Genomic DNA, 24,110 nt, shown 5'->3' on the forward strand with positions numbered 1-24,110 from the left:
ACGGCGGCCGACAGTAGCAACGCCCGGCGCGCGGCGCCCCGGAAATCTCCGGGGCCGCGCAGGTCAGGAGGGCGGAAAGCGGCGTTGTTCTGGACACCCCGGGGCGGTCGGCCCGACAATTGGCCCTGTGACGTCCTCCTTCGAGTCCCACACGTATCCCGCGCGGCTGTCCGACGCCCAGCGCGACCGTGTTCTCGGTGTGCTCAGAGAGGGCGCGGCACAGGGCAAGCTCTCCCACGACACCTTCATGCGGCGCATGGAACTGGCCCTGACCGCCAGCCGTTCCGAGCAACTGGACGCGCTCACCGCCGACCTGGAGCGCGACGGCCGCTGGTCGCGGCAGCTGTTCCGGGCCGTGAGCGGGGTCTCCGGCTTCCCCGAACGGGTACGCAGGGCCTGGCGGGCCGAGCGGCTGCCCAAGCTGCTGCTCCCGGCACCGAGCCCGCACCCCCTGCGCATCGGCCGCGACCCGGGCAACGGACTCCGCCTCAGCCACGAGACGGTGTCCCGGATGCACGCCGAACTCACCGCGCACGGCGGACGGTGGCTGCTGCGCGACCTCGGCTCGACCAACGGCACCTGCGTCAACGGGCAGCGCGTCACGGGGGCCGTGTCCGTGCGGGAGGGGGACCAGGTGAGCTTCGGCAGGATGACCTTCCGGCTCTCCGCGCCGGCACTCCGGCCGCCCGCGTAACCGGACGCGGTCACGCCTGCTGGTGCGGCCCGCGGCCCGCCAGGGTGACGAACGCCTCACCGACCGCCTCCGAGAACGTCGGGTGCGGGTGGATGTGGTGGGCCACGTCGAAGGGTTCGGCGTCCCGGCCGACGATCAGCCGGCTCCCGGCGATCATCTCCGAGACGTGCGGCCCGACCCGGTGCACCCCGAGCACCCGGCCGCCGCGCTCCGCGACGACCTTCACCGCACCGCCCTGCCCGTGCGCCATCCCCTTGGCGACGGCCGTCAGCGGCATCGTGCTGACCACGACCTCGTGCCCGGCGTCCCGGGCCCGCGCCTCGGAGGGCCCGACGGATGCGGTCTGCGGTGCTGACCGGGCACACGTCGACCGCGGTACGGACGGCGGCGGCAGGTGTGGGCCTCGCGACGGCCCCCGCGCACGTCGTACGGGGCGCGGTCGGCGAGGACCGCGCGGTGCTCACCGTGGACCCGCCCCGGCGGCGGGAACTCGCGGTCTTCTCCCGCGTCGGGCCGACCGGCGCGGGAGCCGCGTTCACCGAGCTGCTGACCGTCTGCCGGCCGCCCGGAACCCCGGGAGCCCGGACCGAACGGTGACCGCCCCGTCACCCGGACGGCCGCCCGCCGGCTGCGACGGGACCGTTCAGGTGATCCCCTGACAGGGAGCGCGCCGCGCACCGGCGCACCTGACACCCCGGGGGCTACGCCATGCAGGCAGACACGCCCGGAGACATACCGGCCCCGACACCCTCGCCCGAACGACGCGGCCTCCGGAGCCCGTCCACGCGGCCCCGCCGTGCCGCCCGCGCCGGCGGCGGCCCCAGTCTCCTCGCACCCGGCGCGGCCCACGACCCGTACCGGCTCTACCGGGTGCTCCGCGAGGAGTACCCGGTCTGCTTCGACGCGCCGCTCGGCGCCTGGCTGGTCAGCCGGTACGACGACGTGGCCACCGCCCTCACCGACCCGCGGTTCGCGGGCTTCCCGCACGACGGGGCGCCCCGGGGCGGCCCGGCGCCGCTCGGCCTCTGCCACGGGAACTTCCGCTGCCTGCCCAGCGACCCCTACGCGGTCGCGCCCGGCACCGTGCCCGGGCATCTGGCCGAGCGCGTCGAGCGGACCGCCTACGTGCTGGCCCGGCGCATCGCCACCCGCCCGCAGGCCGATCTCGTCGAGGAGTTCTGCCGCTGGCTGCCCACCGGCGCACCCGCCGACGCCCCCTGCACCCGGCGCACCGCGCTGCGCGAGACGGCGCTCGCCTCGTTCCTCGCCAATCTGCTGGACGACCCGGACCTGATGGCCGTCATGCGGATCGAACCCGCGCTCGCCGGGCGGGCCTGGACCGAGTCGCTGCGCCGCGACCCACCCGTCCAGATCGTGCTGCGCCGCACCGTCGCCGAGGTCACCCTCAGCGGCGGCACGCTGCCCGCTCGGGCACCCGTCGCCTGCCTGATCGGCTCGGCGGGCCGGGATCCGGAACGGTTCGCCGCACCGGACGTCTTCGACCCCTTCCGCCGCGACCAGGACCGCGGCACACCCGGCCCCGCGGGATGCCCCGCCGTGCTGCTCGGCCGGCTGGAGGCCGAACAGGGGCTGCGCGCCCTGCTCGACGCGATGCCCGCCCTGCGCTGGGCCGAGGGCTTCCGTCCGGCGGCCACCGGCCTGCTCACCCGAGGCCCGCGCTCTCTCCTCGTCCGGCCCCAGGGGCTGCCCGGCTGAGCAGGGCCACCGGGCGCTCCGCGAACAGTTCCGCGGCCGGCACCGCGCCGCCGGAGAACTTCCGGCCCGGCGTCAGCAGGTCGTGCCACACCTCCTCGTCCGGCAGCGCCAGTTCCGTCCCGCGCCAGCCGCCCGACTCCGCCAGCCGCAGCGACAGCCGGGTCACCGCGGTGACCACCTCACCGGAACGGCAGAAGGCGAGCAGGTGCGCCGCCGCCGGACCGGAGGCGGTCAGCGGGGCGTACGTGCCCGACTCGCCGAACACCTCGGGCCGCTCCCGGCGCAGCCTCAGCGCCGTCCCGGTGAGCTCGCCCTTCTCGTCGTCGGGCGTTCCGTCGGGCGGCTGCCGGAACGGCCGCCGGTTGTCCGGGTCGACCAGCGCCAGATACTCCCGCTCCGTCCCCTGATAGAGGTCCGGCACCCCCGGCATCGTCAGGTGCACCAGCGCCGCGCCCAGCGTGTTGGCCCGCACATGCGGGGCCAGCTTTCCCGCGAACCGTTCCAGGAGCGCCCGCACCGGACCCGTGCGGGCGGCCGGACCGGCGGCGACGAAGTCCGTCGCGACCCGCTCGTACACCGGATCGGGCTCGGTCCAGCTCGTGAACAGCCCCGACTCGCGCACCGCCTTCAGCAGCGCCGGCTCCAGCCGCCCGGCCTGCTCCCCGGGCGGGAACCCCACACAGCCGATCGCGGTCTGCCACGCCTGCCAGGCGAGCTGCGGATCGGGGGCGGCGGGGGCCGTCCGCGTCAGTTCGGCGACCAGCTCCGTCCAGGGGCCGGGGCACTGCGACAGCACCGCGATCCCCGCCCGCACGTCGGCGCTGCGCTTGGTGTCGTGCGTCGTCAGCGCCGTGCCGGTGGCGGGCCAGTCGCGGGCGAGCCGCGCGCAGAAGGCGTGGAACGCCTCCGGTGCCACCGCCGGCTGCCCCGGATCGCCGCCGACCTCGTTGGCCGAGATCAGCGGCACGTACCGGTAGTACGCCGTGTCCTCGACCGCCTTGGCGCGCAGCGCGGACGCGGTCTGGGCGAACCGCGCGCAGAACGCCGCCCGGTCCACGCCCCCGCCGAGGTCCTGTCCGAGCCGGCCCAGGGCCAGCTCCCGCACCACGTCGACGGCCGACGCCTCCTCCCGTACCGCGAACGCCGCCTTGGCATCGCTCACCGCGACCGCGTCGAGCGTCGCCTCGGCCGTCTCGGTGCAGGGCCCGCCCGCCGTCACGTACGGGCGGTAGACCGGGACCCGGACCAGCAGCTCGCGCACCGCGGTGTGCAGCGCCCAGGGGGCGTGGTCGCGCAGGGCGGGGTCCTCGGCGCAGACGCGTGAGGCGATCCGGGTCAGCAGTTCGGTCTCGGCGGCCAGTTCATGAGTGACCACCCGGTACGCGGCCCGGCGCACCGTCGCCGTCCAGTAGCCGCCCCGGTCACCGGCCGGGGCGGCGGACTCGCGGTAGCCGCCGAGCAGCTCGGCGGCGCCCACCGGGTCCACGAAGAGCCCGTCGATCCGGTGCAGCGCGTCGTACCCGGTCGTCCCGGCGACGGCCCAGCCGGCGGGCAGCGGCTCGGGGCCGGTGAGGATCTTCTCCACCACCGTCCACACCCCGCCGCTCGCCACGGAGAGCCGCTCCAGATAGCCGGCCGGGTCGGCGAGCCCGTCCGGGTGGTCGATCCGCAGGCCGTCCACGACCCCGTCCCGGACCAGCTCCAGGATCTTGGCGTGGGAGCCGGCGAAGACCTCGGGGTCCTCGACCCGTACCCCGATCAGCTCCGAGATGGTGAAGAAGCGCCGGTAGTTCAGCTCGGTGCGGGCCAGCCGCCACCAGCCGAGCCGGTAGTGCTGGGCGTCCAGCAGTTCGGGCAGATCGAGGTGGGCGGTGCCGTCCCGCAGCGGGAACTCCTGCTCGCCGTAGCGCAGCACGTCCCCGTCGACCCGCAGCCGGTCCGACTCCTCGCCGATGCGTCCGGCGAGGACGGGCAGCAGGATCCGCCCGTCGCCCGCCGCCCAGTCGATGTCGAACCAGCGGGCGTACGGGGAGGCGGGCCCTTCGCGCAGGACCTCGCGCAGTGCGTGGTTGTGGCGGGGGTCGGCCGCCATGTGGTTCGGCACGATGTCCAGGACGAGGCCGAGCCCGTGCTCGCGGGCGGTGCGGGCCAGCCGGCGCAGCCCCTCCTCGCCGCCCAGCTCGGCGCGTACCCGGCCGTGGTCGACGACGTCGTAGCCGTGCCGTGAGCCGGGCACGGCTTCGAGCACGGGGGACAGGTGCAGATGGGAGACGCCGAGCGAGGCGAGATACGGCACGGCGTCCTCGGCGGCCGAGAACGGGAACTCCGGCTGGAGCTGGAGCCGGTACGTGGCGGAAGGCGTCATGGAAACGTTCGTACCCAGATCCGGGCCGCCTCTGTCATCCGGGCCCGCACGAGTGCCCGGTCGGTCTCATGCCGGCCGCTGCAGCACCACCATGCTCCGCCCCACCAGCGTCACCCGATCGCCCGCCGCCACCTTCGGACCGGCCCCGGTCAGCACCCCGTCCGGGCGGGCCGTGTCGACCACCGCCAGCCACTGCCTGCCGTGATTGACCGGAACGGCGAATTCCAGCGTTTCGGCGCTCGCGTTGAACATCAGCAGGAACGAGTCGTCGGAGATCCGCTCCCCGCGCGGGCCGGGCTCCGAGATGGCGTGCCCGTTCAGGAAGACCGTCAGCGCCTTGGCGTGCGCCGCCTGCCAGTCCCGCTGGGTCATCTCCTGGCCCTCGGGCGTGAACCACGCGATGTCCGAGAGCTCGTCGTGCGTCCCCTCCACGGGACGGCCGTGGAAGAACCGCCGGCGCCGGAAGACGGGATGGTCGCGGCGCAGCCACACCATCGCCCGGGTGAACTCCAGCAGACTGCTGCCGAGGCCGCCGTCGTCCTGCCCGGCCCGCTCCTCGCCGTCACCGTCGCTGTCCGCCGTGCGGCCCGGGTCGGGCCAGTGCACCCACGACAGCTCGTTGTCCTGGCAGTAGCCGTTGTTGTTGCCCCGCTGCGTCCGGCCGAACTCGTCGCCGTGACTCAGCATCGGCACGCCCTGGGACAGCATCAGCGTGGCGATGAAGTTGCGCATCTGACGCTCACGCAGCTCCAGCACCTCGGGCCGGTCGGTCTCACCCTCCACACCACAGTTCCAGGACCGGTTGTGACTCTCGCCGTCCCGATTGCCCTCGCCGTTGGCCTCGTTGTGCTTGTCGTTGTACGAGACGAGGTCGTGCAGGGTGAATCCGTCGTGGCAGGTGGCGAAGTTGATCGAGGCCAGCGGCCTGCGCCCGTCGTCCTGGTACAGGTCGGAGGAGCCCGTCAGTCGGCCGGCGAACTCGGCCAGCGTCCGCGGCTCGCCGCGCCACAGGTCCCGCACGGTGTCCCGGTACTTCCCGTTCCACTCGGTCCACAGCGGCGGGAAGTTCCCCACCTGGTAGCCGCCCTCGCCCACGTCCCACGGCTCGGCGATCAGCTTCACCTGGCTGACCACCGGGTCCTGCTGCACCAGGTCGAAGAACGACGACAGCCGGTCCACCTCGTGGAACTGACGGGCCAGCGTGGCCGCCAGATCGAAGCGGAAACCGTCCACGTGCATCTCGGTCACCCAGTAGCGCAGCGAGTCCATGATCAGCTGGAGCACGTGCGGGGAGCGCATCAGCAGGGAGTTCCCGGTCCCCGTGGTGTCCATGTAGTAGCGCTGGTCGTCGGCGAGCCGGTAGTACGAGGCGTTGTCCAGTCCCCGGAAGGAGAGCGTCGGCCCCAGGTGGTTGCCCTCCGCCGTGTGGTTGTAGACCACGTCGAGGATCACCTCGATGCCGGCCTGGTGCAGGGCGCGCACCGCCTGCTTGAACTCCAGGACCTGCTCGCCCCGGTCGCCCCAGGAGGCGTAGGCGTTGTGCGGGGCGAAGAAACCGATGGTGTTGTAGCCCCAGTAGTTGGCGAGCCCCGCGTCCGCCAGCCGGTGGTCCTGGACGAACTGGTGCACCGGCATTAATTCGATGGCCGTGACGCCGAGCTCCGTCAGATGCGCGATGACCTCCGGATGGGCCAGCCCGGCGTACGTACCGCGCAGCTCCTTCGGCAGCCCCGGATGGAGCATCGTCAGGCCCTTCACATGGGCCTCGTAGATGACCGTGCGGTGATAGTCCGTACGGGGCCGCCGGTCGTCGCCCCAGTCGAAGTACGGGTTGACCACCACCGAGGACATCGTGTGGGGCGCCGAGTCGAGGTCGTTGCGCGCGTCGGGCCGGCCGAACGGATAGCCGTACACCGCCTCGCCCCACTGGATCTGCCCGGCGACCGCCCGTGCGTACGGATCCAGGAGCAGCTTGGCGGAGTTGCAGCGGGCGCCGCGCTGGGGTTCGTACGGCCCGTGGACCCTGAACCCGTACCGCTGGCCGGGCATCACCCCGGGGAGATAGGCATGGCGGACGAAGGCGTCGGTCTCCCTCAGCTCCACCGCCGTCTCGGAGCCGTCGTCGTGCAGCAGGCACAACTCGATTCGGTGGGCGGCCTCCGAGAAGACCGCGAAGTTGGTCCCGGCGCCGTCGTACGTGGCACCGAGGGGGTACGCCTGTCCCGGCCAGACCTGCATGGATTCGACTCTTCCCCTTCTGATGCGGTTGCCTGGGGATTGCGGGCCCCCTGGGGCAGATCTTCCCCGAAAGAGCGGCCCTTACCTAGGACCGGCCGGTTAACGGGGGCGGCGTCGCGGACGCCGCCCGGTCCGGTCAACATCGGGCCCCTTCGCGTCGCCCGGAACCGGAATCCGGCACCTCGCCCGGGAGGTTGTCCGGAATGCGGCTTGAGGTGGGGTGTTTAATCACTATGAATCCGCTCACTCCGGCAGATCTCGTCGCGAGGAACATGCGTGTGCCGTAGGGGAGTTGGGAAAGGAGCCTGTGCATCCGGCTGCACCGGCTCCCGCTCGCGGAGTACCCTTCCTTGATCGTTGGTGGGGGAGTGGAAGGCGGTGCGCGGGTGAGCTCGGGAGGGTTCGAGCTGCCCCCAGGTGACACGGGTCACGAGGGGGATCCGGCCGACGTCCCGCCCGGGGCGGTCTCGCTGGCGCAGCCTCTGGAGATCGGTGCGGAACTGGACTGGGGCGCGGACGCCTGGAGCGAGGTGCGCACGCGCGCCCAGCGGGCCGGGCGCGCCTACATCTGGCTGAATCTCGTCGAACAGCGGCTGCGTGCCGTGGTCGCCGCGGTGCTCCGGCCGATCTACGAACCGGTCCACGGGGAGGACTGGGTGGTGGCCGCGGCGGGACCCGCCGGGCAGGAGTGGGTACAGCGTGCCGTCGCCGTACGCGAGGTCTCCCGGCGCAAGGGCTATCTGCTCGACCCGGCCGACGACAACGTCCTGAGCTTCCTCACGCTGCCGCAGCTGCGTGAGCTGATGGTCCAGCACTGGCCCTGCTTCGAGCCCTACTTCGACGACCGACGGGACGTCGAGCTGGCGCTGGACGAGCTGGAGGTCGCCCGCAACGTGGTCTCCCGCAACCGCGCCCTCAACGAGGCGGTGCTGGCCCAGGCGGAGCGGGCCTCCGCCCGGCTGCTGGAGATCCTCGGCAGCGGCGCGGCCGTCCCGTCCGCCGACCGGCTTCCGGTGGACGCCGTGGAGGAGCTCGTCGGCGACCGGTACGCGGACGTGGTCTCCGTCCACCCCGACCGGGTGCGGCTCCAGCGCCAGCTGCCCGCCGAGGACCTCTTCGGCGGGGCGCGCCGGCTGGACGCGATCGGCATAGGGCTCAACCTGCTGGTGCAGAACTTCTCCGGGCGCCGGCTGATCCGGCTCGCCGAGTCGGGCTGCCGGGTCCGGCTGCTCTTCATCAACCCGGCCAGCAGCGCGGTCAAGCGCCGGGAGCGGGAGCTCGGCCTCAAGAAGGGCGAGCTGAGCCGGTCGGTGGAGATGAACATCCTTCACATGCGCCGGGTCCGCTCGAAGCTGCGCGACCCCGGTGCCTTCGAGATCCATGTCTTCGACGAGACGCCGCGCTTCACCGCCTACCTGGTGGACGGCGACGGCGCCAACGCCGTGGGCGTCGTCCAGACGTATCTGCGCCGGGCGCGCGGCATGGAGGCGCCCGTGCTGGTGCTGCGGGGCGGCGGACGGGCGGTCGTCCGGGCCGGCCAGGACAGCGAGCACGGGCTGTTCGAGACGTACCGCGAGGAGTTCGAGTCCGTGTGGACGGACTCCCGGCCGGTCTCCTGAGGGACCGTCCCTCCTCGTTGTCAGTGCCCCGTGCGAGGGTGGTCGTCATCTGGGGGAGCACCACGAAGGAGGTACGGGATGAGCTGGCACCGGCATGCGCTGGTCGGCTTCGACCTGGAGACGACGGGTACGGAACCGCTGGAGGCCCGGATCGTGACGGCCGCGGTCATCCGTGTCGACGGCCGGGAGGGGGAGCCGGTGAGCCGGCACACCTGGCTGGCCGATCCGGGGATCAGGATCCCCGCACAGGCCTCGGCGATCCACGGCATCAGCAGTGAGCGGGCGGCGGCGGAGGGCCGGCCGGTGCGCGAGGTGGCCGACGAGATCGCCGACACCCTGACCGGGTACTGGCGCGAGGGCGTCCCGGTCGTCGCGTACAACGCGGCCTTCGACCTGACGTTGCTGACGGCCGAGCTCCACCGCCACGGGCTGCCCTCGCTCAGCGACCGGCTCGACGGCGCGGGGATCGGACCGGTGATCGACCCGTACACGATCGACCGGTCCGTCGACCGTTACCGCAAGGGCAAGCGCAATCTCGAAGCGGTCTGCGTCGAGTACGGCGTGGTCCACCAGGGAGCGCACGACGCGGCGGCGGACGCGCTGGCGGCGGTGCGCGTGGCGTACGCGATAGCCGCACGGCACGGCTCGGTGGCCGCGCTGTCGGCGCAGGAGCTGCACGAGCGCCAGATCGTCTGGTACGAGGAGTGGGCGGCCGACTTCCAGCAGTTCCTGCGCCGCAAGGGGACGGCGGACGCGGTCATCGACGGCCGCTGGCCGGTCCGGGAGCCGGTGCAAGGAGCGAAATCGAGCCCGTCCGGCGTTTGAGGGCCAAGGGCCAAGCCCTCAGAACGGGTACCACCGCACCGACGTGTCACCGTCCCGCAGGGACGCGACCCGGCGGCGGAACTCGGCGAGTGCCTTCGGATTGGCCGGGGCGTGCTGCGCCACCCATGCGCAGCTGGCCGTCTCCCGTGCCCCGCGCAGTACCGCGCAGCCGTCCCACTCCCGCACGTCCCACCCGTACGCCGAAGTGAACGCGTCATAGGCCTCGGCCTCCAGGCCGTACCGGTCGCGGGACAGGGCGAGCACCACCAGGTCGTGCTCGCGCAGATCCGCGGAGAAGGTCTCCAGGTCCACCAGGACCGGCCCGTCAGGACCGACATGGACGTTGCGTGCGAGCGCGTCACCGTGGATGGGGCCCGGGGGCAGCTGCGGGACCAGGCCGGCGGCCGCCGCCGCGAAGCCGTCGCGGCGCTCGCGCAGATACGCGGCGTCGGCCGGGTCGATCGCCTCGCCCGCCAGGCTCAGCCAGCGCTCGACGCCGCCCAGCAGTTCCCGGCGGGGCAGGCCGAGGCCCGCAGGGTCCGGCAGGGCGTGCACCGCGCGCAGCAACGGCGCCAGATCGCGCGGCTCGGCGGGCCGCACCGCGTCCGGCAGCCGGTGCCACAGCGTCACCGGGTGGCCCTCGACCAGCCGCGCCTCCGGCTCGGCCGCCCGGACAGCGGGGACGCCGGACGCGGCGAGCCACCGCGCCACGGCCACCTCGCGCTCGGCCCGGTCCCGCAGTTCCGGGCTCCGCACGGCGTCCCGGCCGATCTTGACGACCAGGTCGCCCACGGCGAACACCGCGTTCTCGCCCAGCGCGATCAGCTCCGCGTCACCGGGCAGTCCGGCGGCGGTCAGTACCTCGCGCGCTCGCATCTCGTTCATGGATCCGATTTTCGCATCCGTGCAGGTTGCCTTGACGAACCGACGGCCCGTCAGCACGATGGCGGAGGCCACCTGAGCGGCCAGAACGGTATAAAGCCGGTCGAATGACGCAAGGGGGTCGTATCCATGACATTGGCGAACGCAACCGTACAGTCCGGACGGCATGGTCCGCCGGGCGGCCCGGGCGACAAGCGGTCCGGACGGACCAACCGGAACGCCGGAACCTGGTTCCTGGTGCTGCCCGCCCTGATCCCCATCCTGATCCTCAGCGTCGGTCCCCTGCTCTACGGCATCGCGCTGGCCTTCACGGACGCCCAGTCCGGCCGCACCCGGTCCACCCAGTGGGTCGGCGTACTGAACTTCCAGGACCTGCTCCACGACGGGCTGTTCTGGGAGTCGTTCCGGATCGGCCTGGTCTGGGCGGTCGGCGTCACCGTCCCGCAGTTCGTGCTCGCCCTGGGTCTCGCCCTGCTGCTCAACGAGAACCTGCGGATGCGCTGGCTGGCCCGGGCCCTGGCGATCATCCCGTGGGCGATGCCCGAGGTCGTCGTCGGCATCATGTGGCGCCTCGTCTACAACCCGGACGCCGGCATCCTCAACGAGACCATCCGCGACCTGGGACTCGGCGACGGCCGGGACTGGCTGACCGGTCTCGCCACCGCGCTGCCCGCGGTGATCCTCGTCGGTGTCTGGGCCGGCATGCCGCAGACCACGGTCGCCCTGCTGGCCGGACTGCAGAACACCCCGCACGAACTCCACGAGGCCGCCGCCCTGGACGGCGCGGGTGCCTGGCGCCGGTTCCGCACCGTCACCTGGCCCGCGCTCAGACCCGTCGCGCTCTCCATCACCGCGCTCAACTTCATCTGGAACTTCAACGCCTTCGCCCTGGTCTACGTACTGACCAACGGCGGCCCCGGCGGCCGTACCCGGCTGCCGATGCTCTTCGCGTACGAAGAGGCATTCCGGTACGGACAGTTCGGCTACGCCGCCGCGATGGGCTGTGTGATGGTCGCGGTGATCTCCGTGATCCTCGCCGTGTACCTCGCCGGACGGCTCAGGGGAGGCGAGGACCGATGAGTCTGCGTACCAGCCGGCCGGCGCGCGCCGGACAGTACCTCGCACTGCTCTGCTATCTGGTCTTCCTGGCCTTCCCGTTCCTGTGGCTGATCTCGACCGCCTTCAAACCCGCACCCGAACTCGGCTCCCTGCACCCGACCTGGATCCCCGAGAACCCGACGCTGGACAACTTCCGGCAGGCCTTCGACGAGCAGCCGCTGCTCCGGGCCGCCGCGAACTCGCTCGTCGCCGCGCTCAGCGCGGGCGTCATCGCCGTCGTCATCGCGACGCCGATGGCCTATGTGATGGCCCGTCACCGCACACGGCTCTCCACCGCCGCCACCGGCTGGGTCGTGATCAGCCAGGCTTTCCCCTTCGTCCTGCTGATCATTCCGCTCTTCCTGGTCCTCAAGAACCTGCATCTGATCAACACCCTGTGGGGGCTGATCATGGTGTACGTCGTCTGGGCCCTGCCGTTCGCGCTGTGGATGCTGGTCGGCTACGTACGGGCCGTACCGCCCGAACTGGAGGAGGCGGCGGCGGTCGACGGGGCCGGCCGGCTGCGGACCCTGGTCTCGGTCACCGCACCCCTGCTGGCTCCCGGGATCGTCGCCACCGCGCTCTTCGCCTTCATCACCGCATGGAACGAGTTCTTCTTCGCGCTCGTCCTGCTCAAGACACCGGAGAAGCAGACCTTGCCGGTCGTACTGACCCACTTCCTCGGCGCGGAGGGCGCCAGCGACCTCGGACCGCTCGCCGCCGCCGCGTTCCTCGCCACCCTCCCCTCACTCGTCCTCTTCGCCGTCATCCAGCGGCGGATCACGGGCGGCATGCTCGCAGGGGCGGTGAAGAGCTGATGCGCGCAGTGGCACGTACGGCAGCGGCTGCGGCCACCGCGCTCGCCCTGCTGCTCACCGGATGCGCCGGGGACGGCGACGACGGGGCGGACGGGAGGATCCGGATCCGCTTCCAGTCGCTCGCCTGGCAGAAGGAGTCCGTGGACATCAACAGGCAACTGGTGAAGGAGTGGAACGCGAGCCATCCCGACGTCGAGGTCCAGTACGTCCAGGGCAGCTGGGACAGCGTCCACGACCAGCTCCTGACCTCCTTCGAGGGGGACGAGGCCCCCGACGTCATCCACGACGCGTCCGACGACCTCGCGGACTTCGCGTACGGCGGCTACCTCGCCGATCTCCGCACGCTCCTCCCGGACCGGCTCACCGACGACATCCCCGCGCAGAGCTGGCAGACCGCCACCTTCGACGGCGGCGTCTACGGGGTCCCGTTCCTCCAGGAACCGCGGGTCCTGATCGCCAACACCAGGATCCTCAGGGAGTCCGGTGTCCGCATCCCGACCCCCGAGAAGCCCTGGAGCTGGCCGGAGTTCCGCCAGGTCACCAAGGAGCTGACGGGCGAAGGCCGTTACGGGGTCGCCTGGCCCCTCAAGGAGCCGGTCTCCGTCACACTCAATCTGGGCCTCTCGGCGGGCGGCCGGCTCTTCCACCGCGGCGCCGACGGAAAGGTGACGGTCGAGTCGGGCGAGGGCGACCAGGTCGTCCCGGGCACCATCCACGACCAGGTCAACACCGACCACAGCGCCGCCCGCACGGCGCTCGGCATGGGCGGTGGCGACACGCTGCCCGGCCTCTTCGGCGGGAAGTACGCCATGGTGCCGCTCGGGTTCTCCTACCGCCAGCAGGTGGTCGAACAGGCCCCGAAGGGCTTCGAGTGGACCGTGCTGCCCGCTCCGGCCGGCAGCGAGGGCCTGGCCCAGGGAGTGAGCCCGCAGACCCTGTCCGTCGCCGAGGACAGCCCGCACAAGAAGGAGGCCGTGGAGTTCATCGACTTCCTGCTGCGGCCGGCGAACATGGTGCGCCTGGCCAAGGGGGACTGGATGCTGCCAACCGGAACGGCCGCGCTGGCCGACCCCTCGCTGCACACCGCCGACCTGGGCTGGGCGACCGGCGCCGCCCTCGCGACCGCGCTGCGCCCGGCGCCGGCGCAGTCGGTGCGCGGCTATCCCGAGTGGAAGGACAAGGTCGCCACACCCGCCCTCCAGGAGTACTACAGCGGGGCGATCGGGGCGGACGAACTGAGGGAGCGTCTGGTGGAGGACGGGAACCGGGTCCTGGCGCGATATCAGCGCTGACACCGGGCAGAGCACTCAATTACCGACCGGTACGTCTCTTTCTTGCGTCGCACGCCGGGCGGGCCGACCGCCGGTCGTCTGCCCGCAGCCGAGGCAAGGCATTCCTGAACGGCGGCGATTCAGACACGTCGAGGCTTGAATTTGCGTCTTCACGCCCTTGCTCCGACATGCGCATACGGGTAAGGGCAGGGGGAACGTGCCGTTTCCTATGGGCTGTTGCGAGTGGGTCAAAACTGAACGTGTGGACGCTTTTGGCCGAAAAGGAATTCATTGACAACGTCAATTGCCCTGGGCTTCACTCCTGTCGGCAGTCAGCGGTAAGGGTTATCCGTCCGGACGGAATCAAACCGCGAGTACTGCCAAATCCTGTCCAAGGAAAGTAAATCCAGAGCAAAATGGAGGTGCTGTGATGAAGTTCCTTTTTCTGCTGAAGGACAAGATGACGCCGGAGAAGAGCCTGAAGGCGTACGCCTGGTACCACTGGTACTAGACCGGCCTGTGAGTCCAGTTGACCGAGGGGCCCGGCCCCTCGGTCAGGGCTCGTGTCCCGGCGTGGCCTCACCGGCGCGCCGGGCGCGGGCGCCTCTCGCTTCTTGGAGACCACGATGCAGATATCCGGTACCGGCAGCCGCGCCCGGGACGTCGTCTTCGCGCCGAGACTCCAGGCGCTCCTGACGGATCATCGGGGTGAGGAGGCATTCAGGTTGGACCCCGGCACCGTCGGCGTGGCCGGAGCGTCCCTGACCGACAGCATCCTCGCCGCCAGGCCGGCCACCGAGGACGAGCGCCCCACCTTCAAACCTCTTCACGGGCGGTCCATTCCCCGGGCCGAGGCCGCCACCGTCATGCAGGCGATCGGCCGCGACGTGCGGACGGCCCTGAAGAAGCCCGTGCCCGAGGACGCCGACCTCCGCGGTGAATGGCCGCACGTGGGCCACGTGTACTTGCGTGACCTCCTGCTCGGCGACGACCCCTACCGGTTGCGGGTCCTCATGGATCGCGTCCTGGAGCTGACGCCCAAACTCACCTGGTCGGTCATCGTCGCCGGAGCCGCTCTGCCTGGCAGGCTGCGCCCCGGCGCCGCCGTCTCCGCCATAGCGGGACTCACCGCCGAGGCCGAGGGGTACGGAGACCGCCGTTACGCCATGGGCCTGTACCGCAGGGCCGCGGCCCCGGTCTGCTTCACCGTCTCGACCCTCGTGGCCAACGCGCTCTGGCTGGGCGCCCCGTTCGACGACGCGGCCTCGAACCGGAACATCCTCTACGAGGCCATGCGGCTGCTGCCGCCCTCCTGGAACATCCTGCGCAGGGCGTCCCCGGAGTACCCCGCACTCGATCCCCGGATCGGCGACGGCGACGACGTCCTGCTCCTGCCGCTGCTGAGCCACCGGGACCCCGCGCTCTGGGAGGAGCCCGGTGTGTTCCGGCCGGAGCGCTGGGACAGCCTCGACCCGGACGACCAGCCCGGCTACCTGCCCTTCGGCCATGAGTCCGAGCGTTGCTGGGGGCGGCACATGGTGATGCCTCTCGCCGAGATGCTGCTCGACATGGTGCGCGGCGGCGGTCTGACGGTGGACCCCGCGCAGACGGCCTCCGACGTCCCCCTCGCCGGGCTGATGGGTGTGACGGGTGTGCGGATCGTCCGACGCTGAAGCGGCCCCTGCTCGCCCCGTTCATGACGAAGCGTCCTGAACGGGGCGAAGTGCTGTCGCCGGGAACGCGAGCGCGGCAGGAGCGTGGCCGTGATGAGCAGCCGGTGGTGCGCGGTTGGTAACGGGCAGTGATTGTGACGGAGTTGAGTGCGGGTGGTCGACTTCCTGTGACGAAACCGTGCTCCGGACGGCTGGGGCACGGAGTGGGTCTTGATCTGCGCGCGTCAATCGGTAAGGGTTTCGAATCAACCCCCGGAGATCTTCCGGCCGAGGGCCAATCCCCCCACAAAGAATGACGAGGAGATCCCTCTTCATGGCAATTCACAAGCGTGCACGCCGGTTCAAGCTGACCGCCTCCATCACCGCGGTGGCCGCCGCCGCCGGAGTCACCCTGATGGCAAGCCCGTTCGCCGGAGCGGCACCCGCTCCCGCGACGGGCAAGATCTACGGTGCCGACGCGGCGACCGCCGTCTCCGGCAGCTACATCGTGATGCTGGACCAGAAGGCCGACAAGGCGAAGCTCGCCGAGGAGTACGGCGGCAAGCTGAAGCGCAACTACAGCTCCGCCATCAACGGCTTCTCCGCCAGCGGGCTTTCGGAGACCGAGGCCAAGCGCCTGGCCGCCGACCCGGCCGTCTCCAAGGTCGTCCAGAACAAGAAGTTCCACGTCAACGCCACCCAGGACAACCCGCCGTCCTGGGGCCTGGACCGCATCGACCAGGCGGAGACCGCCGGGGACAACGCGTACACCTACCCGGACAGCGCGGGCGACGGTGTGACCGCGTACGTCATCGACACCGGGGTCCGCACCACGCACCAGGAGTTCGAGGGCCGGGCGAGCTCGGGCTTCGACGCCGTGGACAACGACGACAGCGCCGACGACGGCAACGGCCACGGCACCCACGTGGCCGGCACCATAGCCGGGGCGACGTACGGCGTCGCCAAGAAGGCCAAGATCGTCGCCGTCCGTGTCCTCGACGACTCCGGCTCGGGCACCACCGAGCAGGTCGTCGCCGGCATCGACTGGGTGACCGAGAACCACCAGGGCCCGTCCGTCGCCAACATGAGCCTCGGCGGCGGCGCGGACGAGGCGCTCGACGCGGCCGTTCAGAAGGCCATCGCCTCCGGAGTCACCTTCGCGGTGGCCGCCGGGAACGAGTCGAGCGACGCCGGCGAGGGCTCCCCCTCCCGCGTCCCGGAGGCGATCACGGTCGCCTCCTCCACGGTGGACGACGAGCAGTCGTCGTTCTCCAACTACGGCTCGGTCGTGGACATCTACGCCCCGGGCTCGGACATCACCTCGTCGTGGAACGACAGCGACGACGGGTCCAACACCATCTCCGGTACGTCCATGGCGACCCCGCATGTCGTCGGCGCCGCCGCCGTCTACCTGGCAGGGCACCCGGACGCCACCCCGGCGGAGGTCGCCACGGCGCTCACCGACGGAGCCACTCCCGACGCCATCAGCAACGCCACCGAGGGCACGGCGAACAAGCTGCTGAAGATCGTCGAGTAGGCACGGTCACCCGCTGACCTACGGCCGCCGCGCTCACCCCCACGGGGCGCGGCGGCCGTACGGCTCGGGCAGATCGTCCTATGGTGTGCCCATGATGATGTACGCGGTGCCGTCACCCGGGACGAGCCGGAGCGGCCACCGGAGGCCCGTCGCGGCCTGGCCCCACGCGCTGCCCACCGGACCGGCAGCCACCCCCGGACGCCGCGCATGAGCGAGCCGACCCCCGGAGTGGCCGCGGCGGTCGAGGGCGAACTCCGCCTCATGGACCCGATGGTCCGGGCCTCCACCGAACTCCTCGTCCAGGTCCTGCACCCCGACTTCCACGAGGTCGACACGACCGGCCGCCACTGGGACCGCGCGATGGTCATCACCTCGCTGATCTCGGACGAGGCACCGCGGCCCGGACAGCTCACCGCCTCACGGATGCGCGGCGTCCAGCTCGCCGACGAGCTCGTCCACGTCACCTTCGACACCGAGGCCAAGGGGAAACGGGCCCACCGCAGTTCGTTGTGGCGGCTCACCGAGGCGGGCTGGCTCCTCTACTACCACCAGGCCACCCCCTTCGACATCGCGGCGGACACCGATGAGCGGGAGTCCGGCGGCTGACCTCCTGACCGGGGTCAGCCACGGGCCGGCCGCTGCGCCCGCGCCGTCCACCGCCCGTCCGAGCGGGCGATCCGCACCGGATGACCGAAGCAGTCACTGACCAGGTCCGTGGTCAGTACCTCGTCGGCGGACCCCGAGGCCGTACAGCGCCCGCCGCGCAGCAGCATCGCGTGCGTCGTGGAGGCCGGCAACTCCTCCAGATGGTGCGTGACCAGCACCGTCGCCAGCTCCGGATGCTCCTCGCGCAACGCGTCCAGACTGTCCAGCAACTGCTCCCGGGCGGCCAGGTCCAGCCCGGTGGCCGGCTCGTCGAGCAGCAGCAGCCGGGGCTGCGGCATCAGCGCACGTGCGATGAGCGTACGGCCGCGCTCACCCTGCGAGAGGGCCGGCCAGCGCGAGTTCGTTTTGCCGCCCATCCCCAGCATCCTCAGCAGCCGCTCGGCCCGCTCCCGCTGCTCCGCCCCGGGCGCCCAGCGCGGCAGCGGCTCGACCGAGTTGGTCAGCCCGGTCAGCACCACCTGGCTCACGGTCAGCGGAGACCGCAGCGGATGACGCGGATCGACATGACCCAGCAGGGTGCGCAGCTCCCGCAGATCCACCCGGCCGAGCGTGCGCCCCAGCACCTCCACCGTGCCCCGGGTCGGGTGGGAGACCGCGCCGAGCAGTTTGAGCAGGGTGCTCTTGCCCGCACCGTTGGCACCGAGCAGGGCCCAGTGCTCCCCGCCGCGCACGGTCAGCGAGACCGAGTCCAGCAGGACGTTCCCGTCGCGCACGAGCGAGACGCGGTCGGCCCGGATCACCGGCACTCCGGCAGTCGGGGAGGGGCGGCCGCCGGCGGCGGTCATGGTCATGTGCGGGTACTCCTTCATACGGGTGCGAGCGCCTCCAGGCGGCTCATGTCCTCAGTCGTCAGCCGGATCTCCCGCGCCCCCAGGTTCTCCGAGAGATGGACGGGCGAACCGGTGCCCGGGGTCGGGCACAGCACGGGGGAGCGGTGCAGCAGCCAGGCGAGGGCGATCTGCCCGCGGGTGGCACCGTGACTCCGCGCCACCTCGTCGAGGGCGGCGGCGGCCCCGCCCGTCAACGCGCCATTGGCCAGCGGGAACCAGGGGAGAAACGCCAGGTCATGGGATTCGCACAGCCTCAGCACCGCGTCCGAGCCGCGGTCGAGGAGGTTGAAGCGGTTCTGCACCGAGGCGATCCCGGTCAGGGAGAGCGCCTGCTCCAGCTCGTCGGCGGTGAGGGTGTCCAGACCGATGTAGCGGATCTTACCTTCCTGCCGCAGCGCGTCCAGGGCGCCCAGCTGCTCCGCCATCGGCACCTGGGGGTCCAGCCGGTGCAGCTGGTACAGGTCGATCCGGTCGGTACGCAGCCGGCGCAGGCTGGCCTCGCACATCGCACGCAGCTGCTCGGGCCGCCCAGCGATGTGCCAGGCGTCGTCGCCGGTCCGTACGACCCCGCCCTTCGTCGCGATCACGAGGTCGTCGCGGTACGGGTGCAGCGCTTCGGCCACCAGTTCCTCGGCCACACCGGGGCCGTAGTTGTCGGCGGTGTCGATCAGCGTGACCCCCTGCTCGACCGCAGACCGGAGCACCGCCAGCGCGTCCGGGCGCTCGCCGCGCGGGCCCCAGTAGCCGGGGCCGGTCAGCTGGGCGGTGCCGTAGCCGAGACGGCGCACGGGCAGCTCCCCGCCAAGGAGGAACGAACCGTCGGGAGAGGGCAGCGATGAAGGCATGAGGAAACAGTAATCCGGCGTTCAGGGGCCCTCCGGCCGGGCCCTGTCGCGTTTTTTCAAGACCGGGAGCAGTGATCCTTCCTAAAGTGAGGGGCATGAAGACCGAGCACACCCACATGACCGAATGCGCCGCCGAAGCCGCCCGTGTGGCCCGCGGCATCCGCCCCGAACAGCTCGACGCCCCCGTCACTCCCTGTGCCGGCTGGGATGTCCGCGGCCTCGTCAACCACTGGGTGCTCTACACCTCTCACGGAATGGAGCACCGCGCCCTGCGCACGGAGATCCCCGAGGAACTCACCACCCGGGACTTCACGGCGGACGCCGACTGGGCCGAGCAGTACGCGGCCCAGCTGGACCGAGCCGTCGCCGCCTGGTCGGACCCCGCCGTCTGGGAGGGAGAGATCGGCACCGGTGAGTCGGCCACCCCGGCCGCGGACACCGCCGCGATGCTCATCGAGGAGACGGCCCTGCACGGCTGGGACGTGGCCCGCGCCACCGGCCAGGAGTTCCGCCTCTCCGACGAGGCGGCCGCCCACGTCCTGGGGATCGTCGAGAGCACCGCCGCGCTCTACCGCCAGTACGAGGGCTTCGCCGACGAGGTCACGGTCGACCTGGGGGCCGACGACTTCACCCGCGCCCTGGCCCTGAGCGGCCGTGATCCGCAGTGGACCGCCGCATAGGAAATGGCCCATTCCCGCGGGTGCCGAATGGCCCCCGGGGATGAGCCACCGGCTGGCTAGGCTCCTCGCATGACCTCTCACCACACCCCGGGCACGGGCAGGGCCGTCGTCGACTTCTACTTCGACCCGGCCTGCCCGTTCGCCTGGATCACCTCCCGCTGGATGCTGGAGGTGGAGCAGCAGCGCGACATCGAGCTCCGCTTCCACGTGATGAGCCTCTACCTCCACAACACGGGCAACGAACTCCCCGACTGGTACCGCACCCTCGTCGACAAGTCGATCGGCCCCGTACGCGTCGCCGCCGCGGCGGCCGGACTGCGCGGAGAGGGTGTGCTGCGCGACCTGTACACGGCCTACGGGACCCGGATCCACCAGCAGAAGAACGAGGACTTCGACGAGGTGATCGCCCAGTCCCTCGCCGAACTCGGCCTCCCCGCCGAACTGGCCGCGGCCGCGCACGACCCGGCGTACGACGAGGCGGTGCGGCGCAGCCACGACGCCGGCAGGGACCCGGAGGCGGACGGATACGTGGGCACGCCCACCCTCCACGTCGACGGAACCGTGTGGTTCGGCCCCGTGCTGCGGGCGGTGCCGCGCGGCGAGGAGGCGGCGCGGCTGTTCGACAGCTTCCGGGTGCTCGCCGGCCACCAGGACTTCTTCGAGCTCAAGCGGACCCGTACGGGCAGCCTGGACGTGGGCTGAGAGAAAGCCCGGACCGGACCGCGCCTATGCGCTGACCCGGGCGGTCCCGGCCGCCCGGACACGTGCCTCGTCGTACCGGTCGAGCAGCAGCCGCGCCAGCTCCGGCGACGGGCCCAGCACACCGGCCAGCACATCCGCCCCGGCCTCGGCCGCCCCCGCCGCGATGCGGTCCGGGAGGCGGCCGGGCGCGATGACGTACGGGGCGACCGCCACCCGGCGCACACCGTCGGCCCGCAGGGCCCGTACCGCGTCCTCGGTACGGGGGATGCCCCCGGCAACAACAGCGGAGGCGAACGCAGGCCGCACGGAACACCAACCGGTGTGCCGCAGCTCCCGCGCGATTTCAGCGATCACTGCGCTCGCCTCCGGGTCTGTGGAGCCCGCCGAGGCCAGGACGAGCCCGGTCGAGCTTCGGTCACCGGGGCGGACCCCGGCTTCGTGCAACCGCCGCTCAAGAGCGGAGTTCAGCAGCGGCGACGGGCCGAGCACCTCGGCCTGCCGGACCCGCAGCCGCGGCAGCCGGGCGTGCGCCTCGCGCAGGACCGCCGGGATGTCGGACTTGGCGTGGAAGGCGCGGGTGAGCAGCAGCGGAAGCGCCACCACCTCACCCGCTCCTTCCGCGTCCAGCCGTTCCAGGACCCGCGGCACCGACGGTGCGTTGAAGTCCAGGAACCCGGTCTCCACGCGCAGCCCCGGCCGCAGCGCCCGTACCCGCGCGGTGAGCGCGTGCACGGTCGCCGCGTGCCGCGGATCGCGGCTGCCGTGGGCGATGACGAGGAGGACCGGGGCAGTCATGTCACCAGCTCAGTTCTTGACGAGGAGACCGCGGCTGCGCAGCACCCACCGCTCCAGCGGACTGAAGATGAGCAGATCGATCGCGATGCCGACGAACAGGATCAGGAGGATGGCGAGGAAGATCCCCGGCATGTCCGCGTTGTTGCGGCCGTTCTCCAGCAACTGGCCGAGTCCCAGACCGAGGTCGGGCGACGAGGCGATGATCTCGGCGGCCATCAGCGAGCGCCAGGAGAAGGCCCAGCCCTGCTTCAGGCCGGCCAGATAGCCCGGCAGGGCGGCCGGCATGACGATGAAGACGGTGCCCCGCAGACCGGTCGCGCCGAGGGTCCGGCCCGCCCGGAGGAAGAGCGGCGGCACCTGGTCGACACCGGAGACCAGGCCGTTGGCGATCGACGGCACCGCGCCCAGCAGGATGACCGCGAACATCATCGAGTCGTTGAGACCGAGCCAGATCACGGCCGGCGCCACCCACGCCACGGACGGCAGGGACTGCAGCCCGGACAGGATCGGACCGATCGCGGCACGGATGAACTTCACCCGGGCCACCAGCAGTCCGAGCGGCGTACCGATGGCGACCGAGAGCAGGAAGCCGAGCAGACCGCGCGAGACGCTGGTCCACACCACCTCCAGCAGCGTCCCCTGCCGCCACATGTCGCCGAGGCTCTCCGCGACCGCGGCGGGCGAGGGCAGCTTGTAGTCCTCGGTCACCTGTGCCCAGACGAGCAACTGCCAGACGACGACGACCAGGGCGACCGCCAGCAGCGGCGGCAGGACCTTGCGCAGCAGGACCTCGCGCACCGGCGTGCGGTGCACCTGTACGGCGTCCAGCGCGTCCAGGCCGGCCTCCAGACCGGCCAGGTCGTCCGCCTTCACCGCATCCGCCCCGGCCCCGCCGGACCCCGGTGCGCCCGACTTGATATCAGTGCTGGCCATGACGGCGGATCTCCCCACGCAGTTGTTCGGTGATCTCGACGGACAGTTCAGCCACCGCGGTGTCCTCGATGCGGCGCGGCTGCTCGATGTCGACCGTCCACTCGCGGGCGATCCGCCCGGGGCGGGAGGAGAGCAGCACCACGCGCTCGGCGAGACGTACCGCCTCGCGCACGTTGTGCGTGACGAACAGGACCGAGACGTTCGTCTCCCGCCAGATCCGGGTCAGCTCGTCGTGCAGCACATCGCGGGTGATGGCGTCGAGCGCGGCGAACGGCTCGTCCATCAGCAGCAGCTGGCTGTCCTGGGCGAGCGCGCGGGCCATCGCCACCCGCTGCCGCATGCCGCCCGAGAGCTCGTGCACCCGCTTGCCGTACGCCCCGCCCAGGCGCACCAGCTCCAGCAGCCGCTCCGCCTCCGCACGGCGTTCCGACTTCGGCACGCCGCGCAGACGCAGGGCCAGTTCGATGTTCTTGCCCGCGGTCAGCCACGGGAACAGGGCGTGCTCCTGGAACATCAGGGCCGGCCGCCCGCCGGGGGTCTCGATGGTCCCCCCGGTCGGACGGTCGAGTCCGGCCACCAGGTTGAGCAGCGTCGACTTTCCGCACCCGGAGGCTCCCAGGAGGGTGACGAACTCGCCCGGAGCGACATCGAGCGTGATGTCGTCCAGGACCAGCTGCGTTCCCGTGGGTCCGGCGAAGGACTTCGAGACATGTGCGATGCGGGCGGCGTGCCCGACCTCGACACGGTCCTCGGCCTTGGTGAGGGTGTTCGCCATGGTCGTCACCTCCTGGGGTCTTCGAGCGGCTGGTTACTTGACGCCGAGACCGGCGTCGGCGACCTCGGGCTTGCCCGCGGCCTTGAGGATCTTGTTCAGCGGCTTGAGGTCGTAGATGCCCTTGAGGTCGGGCTCCTCCAGCAGACCGGCCTTCACCGCGTGCTCGGCCTGCGCGTCGAGCGTGGCGGCCAGCGGGTCGTCGGTGATCTGGATCGACTTCCAGGCCGGGTCGATGATCTCGGCCGGCAGCGCCTTGCCGGTGAGCTTCTTCAGCGCGGCGTTCGCGGAGGCCTTCGCCTCGTCGGGGTTGGCGTTGATCCACGCGTTCGTGTTCACCGAGCCGCGCAGCACGGCCTCGACGACGTCCGGGTGCTCCTTGAGGAACTTCTGCGACACGATGATGTTCGTGATCACGAACTTGTCGTCGGGCCACAGCGTCGACTCGTTCAGCAGCTCCTCGGCGCCCTCGGCGACCAGCTTGGAGGCGGTCGGTTCGGGGACCCAGGCGCCGTCGATGGAACCGGACTTGTAGGCGTCCGGGGTCACCTTGTTGTCCGTACGGACGACGGAGACGTCACCCTTGCCGCTCTGGGCGTCGACCTTCCAGCCCTTCTCGGAGATCCAGTTGAGGAAGGCCACGTCCTGGGTGTTGCCGAGCTGCGGGGTGGCGATCTTCTTGCCCTTGAGATCGTCCAGGGTCTTGATCTTCTTCGGGTTGACGACGAGCTTCACGCCGCCGGAGGCCGAACCACCGATGATCCGCAGGTTCTTGCCCTGGGACTTGGTGAAGCCGTTGATCGACGGCGACGGGCCGATGAAGCCGATGTCGATCGAGTCGGCGTTCAGCGCCTCGATCTCGGACGGGCCCGCGTTGAACGTCGAGGTCTTGAGCTGGGTGCCGCCGAGCTCCTTCTGGAACAGACCCTCCTGGTCGCCCACGAGCGCGGTGGCGTGGGTGAGGTTCGGGAAGTACCCGATCCGCACGGTGTCGGCGGAGAGCTTCTTTCCGTCGGCGGCGACGTTCGCCTTCTCGGCGTCGTCGTCCTTCGCCTCGGAGCCGTAGCCGCAGGCGGTGAGCGCCACGGCGAGCAGCGGCAGAGCGGCGGCAGCGGCGAGGCTGCGGCGAAGCGTGGTACGGGGGGCAGACACGGGAGGTCTTCCTCTCGGAG

General features: G+C 71.5%; 23 protein-coding genes and 1 pseudogene. 14 read left to right on the forward strand and 10 right to left on the reverse strand.

Annotated features, from left to right (window positions below; all coding sequences use genetic code 11):
- Nucleotides 1–127 precede the first annotated feature (127 nt).
- On the forward strand, nucleotides 128–694 hold the full coding sequence (locus tag OG446_RS30335) for a DUF1707 and FHA domain-containing protein (RefSeq protein ID WP_328896991.1): 567 nt from the start codon (nucleotides 128–130) through the stop codon (nucleotides 692–694).
- Between the two features lie 10 nt (nucleotides 695–704).
- On the opposite strand, the pseudogene OG446_RS30340 reads toward OG446_RS30335, so the two are convergent.
- A pseudogene (locus OG446_RS30340) lies at nucleotides 705–1,076 on the reverse strand (dihydrolipoyl dehydrogenase); the annotation flags it as partial.
- Here OG446_RS30340 and OG446_RS30345 point away from each other — a divergent pair.
- Both OG446_RS30345 and OG446_RS30350 read left to right on the forward strand, forming a co-directional pair.
- Nucleotides 1,031–1,291 carry a hypothetical protein gene (locus tag OG446_RS30345; protein WP_443050241.1) on the forward strand — a complete coding sequence of 87 codons (261 nt, stop codon included), beginning with the start codon at nucleotides 1,031–1,033 and terminating at the stop codon, nucleotides 1,289–1,291. The pseudogene OG446_RS30340 and the gene OG446_RS30345 overlap by 46 nt on opposite strands.
- Before the next feature lie 111 nt (nucleotides 1,292–1,402).
- Nucleotides 1,403–2,410 carry a cytochrome P450 gene (locus OG446_RS30350; protein WP_328896992.1) on the forward strand — a complete coding sequence of 336 codons (1,008 nt, stop codon included), beginning with the start codon at nucleotides 1,403–1,405 and terminating at the stop codon, nucleotides 2,408–2,410.
- Here the strand turns inward: OG446_RS30350 and treY are convergent.
- Both treY and glgX read right to left on the reverse strand, forming a co-directional pair.
- A complete protein-coding gene (gene treY / locus OG446_RS30355; RefSeq protein WP_328896993.1) occupies nucleotides 2,358–4,775 on the reverse strand; it encodes a malto-oligosyltrehalose synthase in 2,418 nt (805 codons plus the stop codon). The two genes, OG446_RS30350 and treY, sit on opposite strands and share 53 nt — an antisense overlap.
- 66 nt (nucleotides 4,776–4,841) lie before the next feature.
- A complete protein-coding gene (gene glgX, locus OG446_RS30360) occupies nucleotides 4,842–7,013 on the reverse strand; it encodes a glycogen debranching protein GlgX (protein WP_328896994.1) in 2,172 nt (723 codons plus the stop codon).
- 386 nt (nucleotides 7,014–7,399) lie between these two features.
- Between glgX and OG446_RS30365 the strand changes: the two genes are divergently transcribed.
- Together OG446_RS30365 and OG446_RS30370 are read left to right on the forward strand one after the other, a co-directional pair.
- Nucleotides 7,400–8,632, forward strand: a complete 1,233-nt coding sequence (locus OG446_RS30365) for an SAV2148 family HEPN domain-containing protein (RefSeq protein ID WP_328896995.1) — start codon at nucleotides 7,400–7,402, stop codon at nucleotides 8,630–8,632.
- 78 nt (nucleotides 8,633–8,710) lie between these two features.
- Nucleotides 8,711–9,457, forward strand: coding sequence for a 3'-5' exonuclease (locus tag OG446_RS30370; protein ID WP_328896996.1), 747 nt, complete (start codon nucleotides 8,711–8,713; stop codon nucleotides 9,455–9,457).
- 18 nt (nucleotides 9,458–9,475) lie between these two features.
- Here OG446_RS30370 and OG446_RS30375 read toward each other — a convergent pair whose 3' ends face one another.
- Nucleotides 9,476–10,342, reverse strand: a complete 867-nt coding sequence (locus tag OG446_RS30375; RefSeq protein WP_328896997.1) for a phosphotransferase enzyme family protein — start codon at nucleotides 10,340–10,342, stop codon at nucleotides 9,476–9,478.
- Nucleotides 10,343–10,468: 126 nt separating this feature from the next.
- Between OG446_RS30375 and OG446_RS30380 the strand changes: the two genes are divergently transcribed.
- From OG446_RS30380 to OG446_RS30405, 7 genes are all read left to right on the forward strand, one after another.
- Nucleotides 10,469–11,419, forward strand: a complete 951-nt coding sequence (locus OG446_RS30380; RefSeq protein ID WP_328896998.1) for a carbohydrate ABC transporter permease — start codon at nucleotides 10,469–10,471, stop codon at nucleotides 11,417–11,419.
- Complete coding sequence (locus tag OG446_RS30385; RefSeq protein ID WP_328896999.1) at nucleotides 11,416–12,255, forward strand: carbohydrate ABC transporter permease; 840 nt, start codon at nucleotides 11,416–11,418, stop codon at nucleotides 12,253–12,255. The genes OG446_RS30380 and OG446_RS30385 overlap by 4 nt, the downstream gene beginning before the upstream one ends.
- A complete protein-coding gene (locus tag OG446_RS30390) occupies nucleotides 12,255–13,547 on the forward strand; it encodes an ABC transporter substrate-binding protein (protein ID WP_328897000.1) in 1,293 nt (430 codons plus the stop codon). The genes OG446_RS30385 and OG446_RS30390 overlap by 1 nt, the downstream gene beginning before the upstream one ends.
- A gap of 409 nt (nucleotides 13,548–13,956) precedes the next feature.
- The gene (locus OG446_RS37245) at nucleotides 13,957–14,037 is read left to right on the forward strand and encodes a tryptorubin family RiPP precursor (RefSeq protein WP_350985409.1); all 81 of its coding nucleotides are present in this window, start codon (nucleotides 13,957–13,959) and stop codon (nucleotides 14,035–14,037) included.
- Between the two features lie 115 nt (nucleotides 14,038–14,152).
- A complete protein-coding gene (locus OG446_RS30395; RefSeq protein WP_328897001.1) occupies nucleotides 14,153–15,199 on the forward strand; it encodes a cytochrome P450 in 1,047 nt (348 codons plus the stop codon).
- A 313-nt stretch (nucleotides 15,200–15,512) separates the two neighbouring features.
- Nucleotides 15,513–16,715 (forward strand): S8 family peptidase, encoded by a 1,203-nt coding sequence (locus tag OG446_RS30400; protein ID WP_328897002.1) that lies wholly within the window; start codon nucleotides 15,513–15,515, stop codon nucleotides 16,713–16,715.
- Between the two features lie 207 nt (nucleotides 16,716–16,922).
- The gene (locus OG446_RS30405) at nucleotides 16,923–17,321 is read left to right on the forward strand and encodes a nuclear transport factor 2 family protein (protein ID WP_328897003.1); all 399 of its coding nucleotides are present in this window, start codon (nucleotides 16,923–16,925) and stop codon (nucleotides 17,319–17,321) included.
- Nucleotides 17,322–17,335: 14 nt separating this feature from the next.
- Here OG446_RS30405 and OG446_RS30410 read toward each other — a convergent pair whose 3' ends face one another.
- Nucleotides 17,336–18,172 (reverse strand): ABC transporter ATP-binding protein, encoded by an 837-nt coding sequence (locus tag OG446_RS30410; RefSeq protein ID WP_328897004.1) that lies wholly within the window; start codon nucleotides 18,170–18,172, stop codon nucleotides 17,336–17,338.
- A gap of 14 nt (nucleotides 18,173–18,186) precedes the next feature.
- Nucleotides 18,187–19,056 (reverse strand): aldo/keto reductase, encoded by an 870-nt coding sequence (locus OG446_RS30415; protein ID WP_328897005.1) that lies wholly within the window; start codon nucleotides 19,054–19,056, stop codon nucleotides 18,187–18,189.
- 95 nt (nucleotides 19,057–19,151) lie between these two features.
- On the opposite strand from OG446_RS30415, the gene OG446_RS30420 reads away from it, so the two are divergent.
- Both OG446_RS30420 and OG446_RS30425 read left to right on the forward strand, forming a co-directional pair.
- Entirely contained in the window at nucleotides 19,152–19,736 is a 585-nt protein-coding gene (locus OG446_RS30420; RefSeq protein ID WP_328897006.1) for a TIGR03086 family metal-binding protein, read from the forward strand.
- 69 nt (nucleotides 19,737–19,805) lie between these two features.
- A complete protein-coding gene (locus tag OG446_RS30425) occupies nucleotides 19,806–20,438 on the forward strand; it encodes a mycothiol-dependent nitroreductase Rv2466c family protein (protein WP_328897007.1) in 633 nt (210 codons plus the stop codon).
- A gap of 24 nt (nucleotides 20,439–20,462) precedes the next feature.
- On the opposite strand, the gene OG446_RS30430 is transcribed toward OG446_RS30425, so the two are convergent.
- Genes OG446_RS30430 through OG446_RS30445 form a run of 4 tightly spaced genes read right to left on the reverse strand, consistent with a single transcriptional unit; the run spans nucleotide 20,463 to nucleotide 24,090 of the window.
- On the reverse strand, nucleotides 20,463–21,233 hold the full coding sequence (locus OG446_RS30430; protein WP_328897008.1) for a sirohydrochlorin chelatase: 771 nt from the start codon (nucleotides 21,231–21,233) through the stop codon (nucleotides 20,463–20,465).
- Nucleotides 21,234–21,242: 9 nt separating this feature from the next.
- A complete protein-coding gene (locus tag OG446_RS30435; RefSeq protein ID WP_328897009.1) occupies nucleotides 21,243–22,166 on the reverse strand; it encodes an ABC transporter permease in 924 nt (307 codons plus the stop codon).
- Entirely contained in the window at nucleotides 22,153–22,941 is a 789-nt protein-coding gene (locus tag OG446_RS30440; RefSeq protein ID WP_328897010.1) for an ABC transporter ATP-binding protein, read from the reverse strand. Before OG446_RS30440 ends, OG446_RS30435 begins: the two co-directional genes overlap by 14 nt.
- A gap of 33 nt (nucleotides 22,942–22,974) precedes the next feature.
- Nucleotides 22,975–24,090: an aliphatic sulfonate ABC transporter substrate-binding protein gene (locus OG446_RS30445; RefSeq protein ID WP_328897011.1), complete on the reverse strand. Its 1,116-nt coding sequence runs from the start codon at nucleotides 24,088–24,090 to the stop codon at nucleotides 22,975–22,977.
- Nucleotides 24,091–24,110 lie beyond the last annotated feature (20 nt).

Source organism: Streptomyces sp. NBC_00236, from assembly GCF_036195045.1.
GTDB lineage: Bacteria > Actinomycetota > Actinomycetes > Streptomycetales > Streptomycetaceae > Streptomyces.